The following is a 14,020-nucleotide window of genomic DNA, read 5'->3' on the forward strand; positions in this document are numbered from 1 at the left end:
TCTCCATTGCTAGCCATAGTGCACACAACTTCACGCGGGGATTGCCGGGGAGCGTATGCGGGTTTTTCAGTGTAGCAGACATCGATTTCACCGGCATGACACGGCCGATTTCAGGTGCGCACGTTAGCCACCCCGTAGAAATAAAGCTTTCCGCTATACTTTCCACTAATTACCAAGACAATAAGCAAGACTAGTTGATCAGTATCAATACCGGTAATTCCTTCCCTGCTATGGCGCCTATGAAAATTGAAATAAGAACCCTCATCCTGACCACCTTGCTGGCCTCGCCGACATTTGCCATGGCTGGCGAACTGGAACAACAAATGCAGCGCTGCGCCGTGCTCGGCGACGCCAGCGCGCGCCTGGGCTGTTTTGACACCTTGGCCAAGGCCGTCGAAGAAGCAACCATCGCCAATGGCGGCAACCCGCATGCCACGGCCGCGACCCTCGCGGTGGCCGCCGCCTCGACCACCAGTTCCGCAGCCAACCCTGCCGCCATCGTCACGCCAGACGCCGTCAACGCTGCCATTCCGGTGGTCGCCCAGGCTGGCGCCGCGCCGCCGGAAGCGCCGATATCGCGCCTGACGCAATTGTGGGAACTCGATGACGCATCCAAGCGGGGCCTGTTCAATTTCCGCCCGCACCGCGACAATTACTTGCTGCTGGCCAATTACAGCACGTCTTCGAACGATGAACCGTTCAAGGACTTCACCCCGGGTGGCATCAAGAGCCAGCACGTAGAGCTGACCTACCAGCTGAGCTTCAAGATGAAGATGCTGGAAGACATCGCCGGTACGCCGATCGATATGTGGTTTGGCTACACGCAGCAAAGTTTCTGGCAAGCCTATAACCGCAAGGAATCGAGTCCCTTCCGCGAAACCAATTACCAGCCGGAAGTCATGCTGGTCATGCCGATCGACAAATCACTGGCGGGCCTGGACTTCAAATACCTGAACCTGGGCCTGGTGCATCAGTCCAACGGCCAGACCTCGACCTTGTCGCGCAGCTGGAACCGGCTGTATGCGGAACTGGGCATGGAGCATGAGAACGTGGCGATCGCCGCGCGCATCTGGCGCCGCCTCGACAATGGCGTGGCGGACAATGACAATATCGACATCGTCGACTACATGGGCCATGGCGACGTGAAGGTCAGCTACCGCAACGACGGCCACGAATTCTCCGTCACGGCGCGACGCAACTTCAGCACGCGCCACGGCTCCGTGCAGGCGGGCTGGGCTTTCCCGTTGAAAGCCAACCTGAAAGGCTATCTGCAACTGTTTTCTGGCTATGGCCAAAGCCTGATCGACTATAACTACTCGCAAAAATCGATCGGCGGCGGTTTCCTGGTCGACTTCTAAATGCAAAAATGGCGCCGATGGCGCCATTTCTTCAGGATAGTTCCAACTTAACGCCGGCCGCCACCCAATACACGAGCGGGCAGCATCACGATAGCGCGCAGCAACTCAAACACGCCTTCGACACCGATACCGATCAAACGAAATGGCAGCAGCATCAGCCAGGCCAGTGGATACAGCACCAAGGCCAGCAAGGCCAAGGGCCAGCACACCATCAACAGCAGCAGCCACAGCACGAATCCCAGCATGACACTCTCCCATTTCTCCGAATTAATGAGCGGGGCAAGCTGTCTGGCTCATCCCGCTACTGTGAGCACACTATATAAAAGCGCCACTTCCACGGCAATCGCCATGCGATGAACTGCATGCAGACGGGATGGACGGGGTTAAAGCTGGAGTGAACTGCGCAAAATGAAGGACTATTGGCCGACGCAGATCACTTTAGTGACGTACTCGTGCGCGTTCGGCTTCTTGCTGGTGGCCCATTTGATGGCCTGATTGGCTTCGGCGATGGTCATCACCGTGGCCTTGTCTTTTGACTTGATGAAGGAAACGCCCTCAAACACGCCTTCCTTGCTGCGCATCACCTTGGCAAACACGGGCGGCTTGGTTTCGCCGTCGCTGACTTTGTTTTGTTGCACGAGGTAACGCTGATCGATCTGTTCCATGATAGTAAAGCTGTTCAGTGATAAAGCACGCAATATACCCTGAATGGACAAAGACCGCAGGACGAAATGCCCGCGGCCTTATCTAAAAAACTACTCCAGTAATCAGGCAAACACCGGATTCTGCACCACCGGCTGCAGGCTGGCATCATAGACCACCTGGGCTTGCATGGACGCTTCCAGCGAAGGAATCGAACCGCCCGCGCGGTACTGGAAGCGCACTTGCAGCACATCGCCCGCCTTGACGGCGATCGGCGTAGCCAGCGGCAAGCACATATAGTGGTTGAGCCAGTCGATGGTGGTCGAGTGTTCGGGCACCACCGCCAGGATGTTCTTGGTGACGAAACGCAAGGCATTCAGGGTACCGCTGCGCTCAACCACAAACTTGCCGTCAAAGCCGAACACGCTATCAACAGCTTGCGTAAAGTCGATGATGCTGTAGACGGATGGCGGCGCCAGTTCCAGCACGCCCGGGTGGATGGCGGTGGTTTCCTGGAATTGCACGATGGGCGCATGGAAACCTTCGAAATCATATTCCTGCTGCATCGGCTGCACGGCCATGATCACCGCTTCCGGCAAGAACAGGGGCAGCGGGCCGCCAAAACGGGCCAGGTAGCGGCGCTTGAACGATTCGATCACTTCGACCTGCTTTTCACGCAGCATGCCCACATGGATCATTTCGCAAATGACCACATCGACCGGTTCGGGCGGCAGATACTCAAATGCATCCGCATGCACGACCTCGACTTTTTCACCGTTGGGATTGAGCGCCAGCATCTTGCGCGCTTCTTTCACCATGTCCGGATTGAACTCCACGCACCATACCTTGTCCGCTTTTGCCGCCGCAAACCAGGATAGCACGCCCGTACCGCCGCCCAGTTCCAGCACTTTCATGCCCGGCTTGACCGCGTAATCGATGGCCGACTTGAAGCCATGCATGCGATTCTGGTCCATCAGCATATTGTGGTGGTAATGCACGGGGATAAATTGCCCCAGATAACAACTCTCAATTTCTCGTTCATTCAGCATATCTGTCCTCTTGGAGCCTGGCTCCGATGGCCGATCAATTTTGTCGTTCCAGAAAGCAGTGAGATCGCAGGGGCTGCGTGAGGGGCGGCGACAAAACAGCCGGCGCCTGACGTGCGTATTGTGTGCCATGCGAAAGATCTCCCGATTAATGCGACGGGATCATTATCGTTAATCAGGAGCAAGGACAAAGGGCTGAGATGAGAGGCAATTCCATGCCACTTCCAGCGCTGGCATGGAAACCATTAGTAAGCAGATAATTGCTGACCTTGTTACCGACCTTATTACTTAGCTTATTACTTAGCAGCTGCGCGTGCTTTTTGCGCCGCCGTGATGATGGCTGCCACACGGGGTTTGTCGGCCGCCAGCGCAAACTGGTCGGCAGTCCAGCCATGGTCACTCTTCAGGCTGGGGTCGGCGCCCCAGGACAGCAGCAGCTTGACCGCCTCTTCCTGTCCTTCGCGGGCGGCAAACATCAGCGGCGTGATATTCGTGGTGGCGCGCGCATCGACCACCGCCTGGCGGTCGAACAGAATCTTCATGATGGGCAAGTCGCCGGCCGAGGCTGCGTAATGCAAAGCCGTCCAACCTGGTTGATTGACTTTGGCGCCCTTGGCCAGCAAGGCTTCCACCAGCGCCTGCTTGTGCCTGTAGGCAGCCAGCATCAAGGCCGTATTGCCATTGGCTGCAGGCGTTTCCAGATTGATGCCTGGCGTATTGAGCAAGACCTGGAAGACCTTGTCGGCATCGTCGCGCACGGCCAGCACCAGCGCGGGTTCATCGTAGACCGTCGAGATCAGATTGGGATTGATGCCGTCAGCGAGCATATCGCGCACGGCGCCGGCATTATCAACCGAGACGGCGCGGAAGAAAGACACGGGATCGGGCGCTGCGCAGACGGCAGTGGCAGAGACCATCAAGGTGGCCGCGACGGCCATGCGCAGGGCTCGATTTAACATGAGGAAATCACCGTACCTGGTTGAATAATTTGAAGAAATTATCAGTCGTCTGTTCGGCCACCTGGGCCAGTGGGATGCCTTTCAAGGTCGACAGATACTCGGCAACATGGGCCACGTAACCGGGCTCGTTCATGCGGCCACGGAAAGGCACGGGCGCCAGATAAGGCGAGTCCGTTTCGATCAGGATGCGCTCGAGCGGCACTTCCAGCGCCACCGCCTGCAAGTCCTTGGCGCTCTTGAAGGTGACGATGCCGGAAAACGAGATATAGAAGCCCATGTCGATGGCCGCTTTCGCCACTTCCAGCGATTCAGTAAAGCAATGCATGACGCCAGCCACGCCGCCGTCCGCTACGCCCGCGCCCTCTTCGCGCATGATGCGGATGGTGTCTTCACTGGCTGCTCTTGTGTGAATAATCAAGGGCTTGCGCGTGATTCTTGAAGCTTTGATGTGAGTGCGAAAACGCTCGCGCTGCCACTCCAGGTCACCGGTCAGGCGGAAATAATCGAGGCCAGTCTCGCCGATGGCGATAATCTTCGGATGATCGGCCAGACGCACCAGGTCTTCCACGGACGGTTCAGGCGTGTCCTCGTAATCGGGATGCACGCCGACGGACGCGAAAATATGCGGATACTGCTCGGCCAGCGCCAGCACCTGTGGAAAGTCCGGTAAGTCCACGGACACGCACAAGGCGTGCGTCACCTTGTTCTCCGCCATCTTGGCAAGAATTTCGGGCATGCGAGCGGCCAGCTCGGGGAAATTGATATGGCAATGGGAGTCGATATACATAAGGCAGGATTGTACCGGAGGGCGGGGAAACTGGCAGGGGAAAAAGGAAATCCTGCAGCGACGGACCGGCAGCTGTTTCAAGCACGCGCCGCCCTTGCCCGCTCAAAGCCCCTGGTCTTCGGCGGCCAGGACAGATACTACAGGCACGCGGGCGCCCACATGCAGCCAGGTACAAAGGCAACGATAAGGTAGGCCAGGCAAGACCAGACACCAACCGCCGCAATGCGGCACAGCTTCTTCACCCAAGAGCCTGGAAAGTAGCTGGCTGCCCATGCTGCCGCTCCCAGAGCGAGAAGCAAGGCCAGGGACTCAATAAGCGGCGCCAAGGGCCACCGCAAACGGTATTCCCAGTACATCAGGGCAATCTTGGCGACGGGAACACATGCAATCGCCAGGACAAGTACAAGGAAGTCCGATGGTCGATGGCCTTCTTTAAAATACATGGGCCTACTGTCCCTTTGGTGGCTGCCACAATTCCACCTTGTTGCCCTCGGGATCGATAACCCAGCCGAACTGGCCATATTCCGAGTCCGGCGCCTTGTCCAGCACTGTGCAGCCTTCGTCGCGCAGCGCTTGCAGCAAGGCGTCGAGGTTGTCGACGCGGTAGTTGATCATGAAGGATGCCTTGCCGGGGGAGAATTGCTCGCGGTCACCGCCAACCGACCAGATAGTGCTGCCGCCAGCATCATCCCAGGAAAACGCGGCGCCGCCCCAGGCTTGCACGTCGATGCCCAGATGCCGCTGGTACCAGGCGCGCAGCGCGGCCGGATCCTGTGCGTGGAAGAAGATGCCGCCGATACCGGTTACGCGTTTCATGTCTGTCTCCGTTCAAGGCAAAGAATTTTCCTGAACTGTAGCACGCCCCACTTTATCAGCCTACCCGCTTGCCCAGGATAATCAGGTCGCGCTCCACGCCATCGAGGTTCGCCACTTTCGGCAAATTGGCCCATATGTCAAAACCGAACTTCTTGAACAGGCCCAGGCTGGGCGCGTTGTGGCCGAAGATGAAACCCAGCACCGTATGCACGCCCACCGAGGGCGCGTGGGCGATCGCCTGCGTCAGGCCGTAAGCGCCTATGCCCTTGCCGCGCGCCGCTTCGGCGATGTAGACGGACAACTCTGCCGTGCCCGAATAGGCGGGGCGGCCATAAAAATTCGAGTACGACAGCCAGCCCAGGGGCACAGGTTCAGCCGACGTATCGTCGGCCGCTTCGATAATCCACAGGGGGCGGCGCTCGGGCGTGTGCTCGTGGAACCAGGCCAGGCGCGACTCGACCGTCACCGGCTCCGTATCGGCCGTGACTTCACGCGAAGCGATCGTGGTGTTGTAGATGGCGACGATGGCAGGCAGGTCGGCAAGCGTGGCGATGCGGTGGCGGTAGCTCATATTATGGATTAAATGATGAATTCAAGTGATTGATTTTACTGATAATTCGCGGTGTAATCGAGCAGCATATCTTCCAGGAACAGCTTGGGCGACAAGGGATGCTCGGCGATGGCGCGCCGTTCATTGGCAGCCTTGATGGCGGCCATCAGCCGGCTCACATTGATGCGTGCAGCCAATGCTTCCAGCTCGCGCCGATGGCGCGGGTAATAGCGGATAGTGCCCGACAGCTTGACTGAAAACACGTCATACAGCCAGCGCTGCAAGGAAGCAACCAAGGGCGCCAGCGGCGCTTTCTGCAATTTGTCCGCCGCCTTCAGGGCCGCTTCCACGCCGGGATGGGCCAGCACCTGCAGCAGCTGTTCCGTTTCTTCACGGCTGCCCGATTCGGACTGGGCCAGGGCCGCCAGCGGCGCGCCGCCCTGCTCGCGCAGCCAGCTGTCGGCGTCGTTCAAGCCTTGTGCCTTGAGCCAGGTCAAAGCCTGTTCGTGGCTGGGCATTGGCAGGGCGAACTTGCGGCAACGCGATAATATCGTCGGCAGCAATCGGTCCAGGCTGTTTGAAGACAGCAGAAACAAGGTGCCCGGCGGCGGCTCTTCCAGGGTTTTCAGCAAGGCGTTCGAAGCGGGCGTGTTCAGCGCTTCAGCCGGATACAGCACCACCACCCTCAAGCCCTGGCGGTGCGTGGAGATATTCATGAAATCGGCCAGGTTGCGGATCTGCTCGATCTTGATGTCTTTCGATGGCGTCTTGCTCTTGGCCGCCTTCTTTGCGCCTTCGCCCTCGCCTTCAACGTCGTCAGCGACTTCGTCTTCCAGCGCTTCCGGGCGCACCCGGCGGTAGTCGGGATGGTTGCCCTGGCTAAACCAACCACAGGAAGCGCAGGTGCCGCAGGCATGGCCATCGGGGCGCACGTTTTCGCACAGCAGCGCTTGCGCAAAATGCTCGATAAAGTCAGCCTTGCCGATGCCTTGCGCGCCATGAAACAGGATGGCGTGCGGCATGCGCGGGCGCAAGGCCTGCAATTGCTGCCAGGCATCCTGCTGCCACGGATAGAGTTGACTAGTCATAATTAATCTTTGTAAATCAGTCCATTACAAGACTTTGTTCAAGCAATCCATCAAGCAATTTCGCAAGCTGAACTTGAATGTCCGCAATGCTTTGCGTGGAATCGATGATGCGGAAACGCTCGGGGAACTGCGCGGCGCGGCGCAAATATTCATTGCGCGTGGCAGCAAAGAAGTCGGTCTGTTCCTGCTCGAATTTATCGAGAGCGCGCGTAGCATCCAGGCGGGCGCGCGCCACGGCCAGCGGCACGTCGAACAGGAATGTCAGGTCAGGTTGCAGATGCGGGTGCACCCAGGCTTCCAGCGCTTCCATCTTGCTGATATCCAAACCGCGGCCGCCACCCTGGTAAGCAAAACTGGCGTCCGTGAAACGGTCGGAAATCACCCATTTGCCGCGCTCAAGCGCGGGAGCGATCACTTGCGCGATATGTTCGCGGCGGCTGGCGAACATCAGCAAGGCTTCCGTTTCCAGGTGCATTTTTTCATGCAGCAGCAGTTCGCGCAGTTTTTCACCGAGCTGGGTACCGCCCGGTTCACGCGAGGAAACAAGGTTGACGCCGCGCTGGCGCAGATAGTCGCTCACAAAACCGATATGCGTGGACTTGCCCGCGCCGTCAATGCCTTCGAAGGTGATGAAGCGGGCTTGATGTTGTTGTGTCATGAAACGTCTTTTTTAATAATGTATAAGCACTTTAGCGCTGGTATTGATTCACGGCGCGGTTATGGTCGGGCAAATTAGCCGAGAACTGGCTGGTGCCATCGCCGCGCGCCACGAAATACAGCGCTTGCGTGCGGGCCGGCGCCAGGGCAGCCGTCAGCGATTGCGCGCCCGGCAAGGCAATCGGCGTGGGCGGCAAGCCACCGCGCGTATAGGTATTGTACGGGGTGTCCGCTTCCAGGTCGCGTTTGCGGATCTTGCCCTGGTAGTTATCGCCCATGCCATAGATCACGGTCGGATCGGTCTGCAGCAGCATGCCTGTTTTCAGGCGGTTGACGAACACGCCGGCAATCATGGCCCGCTCGGATTTTTGCCCGGTTTCCTTTTCCACGATGGACGCCATGATGAGGGCCTGATACGGATTCTTGTACGGCAAGGCCGGATCGCGCTTGTCCCACGCTTCCATCAGGCGGCCTATCATGGCAACATGCGCTTGCTTGAAGATTTGCATCTCGCTGGCGCCCTTGGCAAACAGATAGGTGTCCGGAAAGAACAAGCCTTCCGGCTGCGGATACTCGGGGCTGATTTTCGACATCAATTCCGTATCGCTCAAAGTTTCCGTATCGTGCTTCAAGCCCGGGTGATTGGCCATCGCCTGGCGCATCTGCTTAAAAGTCCAGCCTTCGATGATGGTCAGCGATTCCTGCGCGAACTCGCCGCGCGCCAGCTGCATGATCAGGCGCTGCGGCGTGGTGCCCGGTTTCAGCTCGTAGGAACCAGCCTTGATCTTCGAGGTCTTGCCTTCCAGGCGAGCGAGCAGGTTGAACAGAATCGGCATGATGGGCACGCCCGCGTCCGCAATCTGCTGGCCCGCCGCATGCGCGCCGCTGCCCGGGGTGATCGCAAAGGCAATTGCATCGCCTTCCGTGGTGATGGGTTGCTGGGCCCAATACACAAAACCGCCACCAGCACCGATGGCGACAATCACTGAACTGACTACCAATTTTTTAAAGAAAGCCATTGTTCCAATTCTTGTTATGCGAGCTGTAAAAAGCGGGACAACATGCTCGCTGTGTTTGATCCTGCATTAATCATTCTTTAATCGTTCATTTATGAAGAAAAGCATCGTAAAAAGCAGCAATTCTTGCCAGTGTCGACGCGATTTCCGCGACATCACTATAATGAACCCGTAATGATAATGCTTAATCGCTGATCTAATGGAAAATATGGATAACTGGAATCAATTTTTAATCGCGCAAGGCGCCCGTTCCACTCACGTTGACGGTGCCGTGCCTGACACCAATATCGCCGATTTCGGCCAGACCCTGACCACGGTCCAGTTGCAGGATGGCTTCGTCTCCACGGTCACCGACCAGGGTTTGATCGGCATTACTGGCGACGATGCAGCCACTTTCCTGCATAGCCAATTGACCAATGATGTGGAACACCTGAACCAGCAGCAAGTACGCCTGGCAGGTTACTGCACGCCAAAAGGCCGCTTGCTGGCCAGTTTTCTGATGTGGCGCAACGCCACCACCATTTATCTGCAATTGCCGCGCACCATACAGCCAGCCATACAGAAGCGCTTGCAAATGTTCGTGCTGCGCGCCAAGGCCAAGCTGCATGACGCTGCCGGCGATGAAGCAAGCCAAATCGTGCTGGCCATCGGCGGCGAGCGCGCCAATGCGGCCCTGTCTGCCTGGTTCGAACAACTGCCAGCTACGCCTTTCAGCAAGGTCGAGCATGCGCTGGGCACCTTGCTGCGCGTAGCCGATGCCTTTGGACAGCCGCGCTATCAGTGGCTGCTGTCGGCGGCCAACGCTCTCGATATCTGGACGCAACTGGCCGGCACGCTGAACAAAGGCGGCAATGACGCCTGGCGCTTGTCAGAAATCCATGCAGGTGTGCCGCAAATCAGTTTGCCCACGCAAGAACAGTTCGTGCCGCAAATGGTCAACTTCGAATTGCTCGGTGGCGTGAATTTTAAAAAAGGCTGCTACCCGGGCCAGGAAATCGTCGCGCGCAGCCAGTACCTGGGCAAGCTCAAGCGCCGCACTACCCTGGTCAGCATCGCGGATGCTGGCGCGCAAGCGGGCAACGAACTGTTCGCCGTCAGCGATCCTGAGCAGCCATGCGGCATGATCGTCAACGCCGCGCCGAATGGCGCCGGCGGCGTCGATGCGCTGGCGGAAATGAAGCTGGCCGCCATCGAGCAAGGCTCCGGCGAGGTTGGCGCAGTACGCCTGGGTTCGGCCCAGGGTGCGGCCGTGCAATTCCTGTCCATGCCCTACGTGCTCGACGCACTGGACCTGTGAGCCAGCCATGAAAGATCTGTATATTTATTACCAGGTAAAAGACGAGCACGCGCAAGCGCTGGAAGCGCGCGTGCGCGCGCTGCAAGCCAGGCTGGCCGAACAATCGGGTGTGGCGCCGCAACTCAAGCGCCGCCCCGACAGCAAGGATGGCTTGCAGACGTGGATGGAAATCTATCCCGTCGTCGGTGAAGGCTTTGCCGGCGAGCTGGCTGCCGCAACAGACGAAGCAGGCTTGCTGGCACTCACGCATGGTCAGCGCCATACGGAAGTGTTCATGGATTTGCCCCCATGTGCCTGATCGTCTTTGCCTGGAAAGTCAATCCGCACGTGCCGCTGATTGCCGCCGCCAACCGCGACGAATTTTACGACCGCGCCAGCGCCCCTGCCGGCGCCTGGCCTGAACACCCGCAAGTCTACGCAGGCCGCGACCTGCAGGCCGGCGGCAGCTGGATGGGCATCACCCAGCCTACGAAAGAAGACGGATGTTCGCGCTTTGCCGCCATCACCAATATCCGCAGCCCGAAGGATCACCGCGACGATGCGCCATCACGCGGCGCGCTGGTGGCCGACTACCTGGCGGGCAATATGTCGGCGCAGGAATACATAAGACAGATCGCGCCTGGCGCCGGTGACTACAACGGTTTTAACCTGGTACTCGGTGATAGCGACACCCTGATCTGGTTTTCCAACCGGGGCCAGGACGATGCCCGCAATGGCCAGCCCCTGGAGCCGGGCATCTATGGCTTGTCGAACGCCCTGCTCGACGCGCCCTGGCCCAAGGTGCTGAAAACCAAGGCCCAGTTTGCCAGCCTGCTATGCCAGGGTGCACCGGACGAAGCCTATTTCGATATGCTGGCCGACACCACCCGCGCGCCGGACTTCCGCCTGCCCGACACCGGCGTGCCGCTCGACCTCGAGCGCGTACTGTCAGCCGTCTGTATTGAAACCCCTGGCTACGGCACCCGCACTTCCACCGTCGTCAAGCTGTACGCCGATGCGCCGGGCGAGTTGCATGAGCTGCTGATTCAGTAACTGTTTTTCTCCCCTCCCCCTCAGCTTGACTGCTGAGGGCACTCCCTCCTGATCTTGTTCGCAGTGAAATAATGCGTTTTTTTCATCCACGAAAACGTTTGCGCGAAAAAAGAAAGCGCTTGCGCAAGCGCTTTCTTTTGTTTACGATAGATTCAAACGCGGCACGAAAGCAGTACAAAACGTAGCCGCACAGCAGTAACAACAAGAATATTCTGGAGACACCATGGCCACCATGGAAGATGTAGCGAGAGCGGCAGACGTATCGTTGTCGACCGTCTCTCACGTACTGAACGGCACCCGCAAGGTCAGCCCGAAAACCGTCGCCGCCGTCAACGCGGCGATGCAGCAGATTGGCTATGTGCCCAATATGCTGGCGCGCGCGCTGGCCGGTTCGTCTTCCGGCACCATCGGCGTGGCCATTTCCGCCTTCACCAATCATTACTTCAGCGAAACCGTACGCGCCATCGAAGCTGCCTGCACGCGGCATGGCTTGATGATGCTGTTTTCCGATACACACGACGATCCGGCCCAGGAATTGAAAGTGGTGCAAAACCTGCACCAGCGCCGCGTCGACGGCATCGTGCTGGCGCCCTCGGGCGATCCGGACAACCTGGCCCTCAATTACCTGAGCAGCAACAAGATCGCTTCCGTGCTGGTCGACCGCATGTCGCCGCTGCCGTTCGACCAGGTCGGCGTGGAAAATATCGAAGCGACGGCGCAACTGGTCAGCCATCTGATCACCGTACATGGCCACCGCCGCATCGGCTTTATTGCTGGCGCGGTCGGTTTGTCGACCACCAATGAGCGTGTCGAAGGTTATCGTTTGGCACTGGAGCGCGCCGGCATCAAATTCGACCCGGCCCTGGTGCGCCCAGGCGACTCCAACCTGGCGCGCAGCGGCGCGGCCACGCGTGAATTATTGCAACTGGACCAGCGCCCTACCGCCATCGTGGCCGGCAATAACCTGATGACCATCGGCACCATGCATGCGCTGCGCGATGCGCATATTGCCGTGCCACAAGAAGTGGCGCTGGCCGGCTTCGATGATTTTGACTGGGCCGATTACTTCAGTCCGCGCCTGACCGTCATGGCCCAGCCGCTGGAAGAACTCGGTTCGATGGCGGTCGACCTGTTAATCGAACGCATCGCCAACCCGGGCCGTGAACAACACGTGAGCCGCCTGGCGCCAACCTTGCGCGTGCGCAATTCCTGCGGCTGCGCTTAAACAAACTTTCTTCTTAACATGCCTACCTCTGAACACATGGACAACGCCATCTCTCTAGGCATCGACCTGGGCACTTCCGAACTGAAAACCGTGCTGATGGACAGCAAAGGCAGCATCCGCGCCCAGGCGTCCGTGCGCCTGGGCGTCAGCCGACCGCAGGCGGGCTGGTCCGAGCAAGACCCGCAAGACTGGTGGGCTGCTTGCGTGCAAGCCCTGAGCCAGTTGCGTGCGGCCCATCCGCAAGACTATGCGGCCATCCGCTGCATCGGCCTGTCGGGCCAGATGCATGGCGCGGTGCTGCTCGACAAGCACGATCAGTGCATCCGCCCCGCTATCCTGTGGAACGATGCGCGCGCCCACGTCGAAGCGGCCGCCCTGGCGCATGACCACCCTGCATTTGCTCTCGTTACCGGCAGCCTGGCCATGGCAGGCCTGACGGCGCCCAAACTGCTGTGGCTCCAAGAACATGAACCACAGGCGTTTGCCGCGATTGCCTGCGTGCTGTCGCCAAAAGACTATCTGCGCCTGCAATTGACGGGACAAAGCATCACCGATATGTCGGATGCAGCCGGCACCCTGTGGCTCAATATTGCCGAGCGGGCCTGGTATGGACCGATGCTGGCCGCCAGCGGTCTGCGCCCTGATCAAATGCCGCCGCTGGTCGAAGGCGATGCCGCCACGGGTCTTGTGCACGCTGTCGGCACCGAACTGCTGGGCTTGCCAGCCGGCGTGATCGTGGCCGGCGGCGGTGGCGACAATCCTGTGTCGGCCGTCGGTATCGGCGCCGTGTCCGCTGGCGACAGCTTTATTTCGCTGGGCACCAGCGCGGCGATTGTTTCCGTCACCGAGCAGCCCTTGGGCAACCCGGCCGCCGGCGTGCACAGTTTTTGCCACGCCCTGCCCGGCCGCTGGTACGCCATGGGCGCCATTTTATCGGGCGCCAGCTGTCTGCGCTGGGCCACGGGCGTGCTGGGAATGCCGAATGAAGCGGCCTTGCTGGCGCTGGTCGAATCGGCCCTGCCGCTGGTCCAGGGCGTACCATCGTCCGCCCCGCTGTTCCTGCCTTATCTGTCGGGCGAACGCACACCCCACAATGACCCGCAAGTGCGCGGCGCTTTTTTACAGTTGGGCCATGATAGCAATACCGCGCAACTCGGTTATGCGGTGCTGGAAGGCGTGGCCTTTGCCCTGCGCGACGCCATGGCGGCCGTCACCTCGACCGGCGCGACCGTGACGCACTGCCTGCTGGTCGGCGGCGGCGCGCGCAGCCAGTACTGGGCGCAGTTGCTGGCCAATGTGCTGGGCGTGGAAATGCGCACCCTGCATGACAGCGAATTGTCGGCCAGCATAGGTGCGGCCAAGCTGGGCTTTGCCGCCATCGGCGAGCGTAGCGTGCTGGAAACGGGCCTGGCCATCAAGAATACGTTCGCACCGGATGCCGCACAACATGCGGCCTTGCAGGTGCGCTATCAGAAGTACCGCAGCCTGTTTCCCGCCGTACAGGCTTTACATCAAGCAGCGTAGTTTCCTGCGCATGCACTTATAAG

16 protein-coding genes are annotated in these 14,020 nt (G+C 59.2%); 6 read left to right on the forward strand and 10 right to left on the reverse strand.

What is annotated here, in order from left to right; translation table 11 throughout:
• The first annotated feature begins 239 nt into the window (after nt 1–239).
• The gene (locus tag HDE75_RS10445) at nt 240–1,358 is read left to right on the forward strand and encodes a phospholipase A (protein WP_260173940.1); all 1,119 of its coding nucleotides are present in this window, start codon (nt 240–242) and stop codon (nt 1,356–1,358) included.
• 47 nt (nt 1,359–1,405) lie between these two features.
• Here the strand turns inward: HDE75_RS10445 and HDE75_RS10450 are convergent, their stop codons facing one another.
• From HDE75_RS10450 to mltG, 10 genes are all read right to left on the reverse strand, one after another.
• Complete coding sequence (locus HDE75_RS10450; protein WP_183677904.1) at nt 1,406–1,603, reverse strand: hypothetical protein; 198 nt, start codon at nt 1,601–1,603, stop codon at nt 1,406–1,408.
• 171 nt (nt 1,604–1,774) lie between these two features.
• On the reverse strand, nt 1,775–2,023 hold the full coding sequence (locus tag HDE75_RS10455; protein ID WP_183677903.1) for a hypothetical protein: 249 nt from the start codon (nt 2,021–2,023) through the stop codon (nt 1,775–1,777).
• A 102-nt stretch (nt 2,024–2,125) separates the two neighbouring features.
• Entirely contained in the window at nt 2,126–3,049 is a 924-nt protein-coding gene (locus tag HDE75_RS10460) for a methyltransferase domain-containing protein (RefSeq protein ID WP_183677902.1), read from the reverse strand.
• Between the two features lie 293 nt (nt 3,050–3,342).
• Nucleotides 3,343–4,005 (reverse strand): ankyrin repeat domain-containing protein, encoded by a 663-nt coding sequence (locus HDE75_RS10465; RefSeq protein ID WP_183677901.1) that lies wholly within the window; start codon nt 4,003–4,005, stop codon nt 3,343–3,345.
• A 7-nt stretch (nt 4,006–4,012) separates the two neighbouring features.
• Nucleotides 4,013–4,792 (reverse strand): TatD family hydrolase, encoded by a 780-nt coding sequence (locus HDE75_RS10470; RefSeq protein ID WP_183677900.1) that lies wholly within the window; start codon nt 4,790–4,792, stop codon nt 4,013–4,015.
• Between the two features lie 447 nt (nt 4,793–5,239).
• Nucleotides 5,240–5,608 carry a VOC family protein gene (locus HDE75_RS10475; protein WP_183677899.1) on the reverse strand — a complete coding sequence of 123 codons (369 nt, stop codon included), beginning with the start codon at nt 5,606–5,608 and terminating at the stop codon, nt 5,240–5,242.
• A gap of 55 nt (nt 5,609–5,663) precedes the next feature.
• Nucleotides 5,664–6,179 (reverse strand): GNAT family N-acetyltransferase, encoded by a 516-nt coding sequence (locus HDE75_RS10480; protein WP_183677898.1) that lies wholly within the window; start codon nt 6,177–6,179, stop codon nt 5,664–5,666.
• A 35-nt stretch (nt 6,180–6,214) separates the two neighbouring features.
• A complete protein-coding gene (locus tag HDE75_RS10485; protein ID WP_183677897.1) occupies nt 6,215–7,246 on the reverse strand; it encodes a DNA polymerase III subunit delta' in 1,032 nt (343 codons plus the stop codon).
• A 16-nt stretch (nt 7,247–7,262) separates the two neighbouring features.
• Nucleotides 7,263–7,904: a dTMP kinase gene (tmk, locus tag HDE75_RS10490; RefSeq protein ID WP_183677896.1), complete on the reverse strand. Its 642-nt coding sequence runs from the start codon at nt 7,902–7,904 to the stop codon at nt 7,263–7,265.
• A gap of 31 nt (nt 7,905–7,935) precedes the next feature.
• Nucleotides 7,936–8,922 carry an endolytic transglycosylase MltG gene (mltG, locus tag HDE75_RS10495; protein WP_183677895.1) on the reverse strand — a complete coding sequence of 329 codons (987 nt, stop codon included), beginning with the start codon at nt 8,920–8,922 and terminating at the stop codon, nt 7,936–7,938.
• Between the two features lie 196 nt (nt 8,923–9,118).
• Between mltG and ygfZ the strand changes: the two genes are divergently transcribed.
• From ygfZ to xylB, 5 genes are all read left to right on the forward strand, one after another.
• On the forward strand, nt 9,119–10,216 hold the full coding sequence (ygfZ, locus tag HDE75_RS10500) for a CAF17-like 4Fe-4S cluster assembly/insertion protein YgfZ (protein WP_183677894.1): 1,098 nt from the start codon (nt 9,119–9,121) through the stop codon (nt 10,214–10,216).
• Nucleotides 10,217–10,223: 7 nt separating this feature from the next.
• Entirely contained in the window at nt 10,224–10,514 is a 291-nt protein-coding gene (locus tag HDE75_RS10505; RefSeq protein WP_183677893.1) for a DUF4936 family protein, read from the forward strand.
• The gene (locus HDE75_RS10510) at nt 10,505–11,248 is read left to right on the forward strand and encodes an NRDE family protein (protein WP_183677892.1); all 744 of its coding nucleotides are present in this window, start codon (nt 10,505–10,507) and stop codon (nt 11,246–11,248) included. Before HDE75_RS10505 ends, HDE75_RS10510 begins: the two co-directional genes overlap by 10 nt.
• Nucleotides 11,249–11,471: 223 nt before the next feature.
• Nucleotides 11,472–12,473 (forward strand): LacI family DNA-binding transcriptional regulator, encoded by a 1,002-nt coding sequence (locus tag HDE75_RS10515; protein ID WP_183677891.1) that lies wholly within the window; start codon nt 11,472–11,474, stop codon nt 12,471–12,473.
• Nucleotides 12,474–12,521: 48 nt separating this feature from the next.
• Nucleotides 12,522–13,997, forward strand: coding sequence for a xylulokinase (gene xylB / locus HDE75_RS10520; RefSeq protein ID WP_311735124.1), 1,476 nt, complete (start codon nt 12,522–12,524; stop codon nt 13,995–13,997).
• Nucleotides 13,998–14,020: the final 23 nt, after the last annotated feature.

The organism is Janthinobacterium silvisoli (assembly GCF_014200725.1).
In the GTDB taxonomy this organism is placed as follows: domain Bacteria; phylum Pseudomonadota; class Gammaproteobacteria; order Burkholderiales; family Burkholderiaceae_D; genus Janthinobacterium.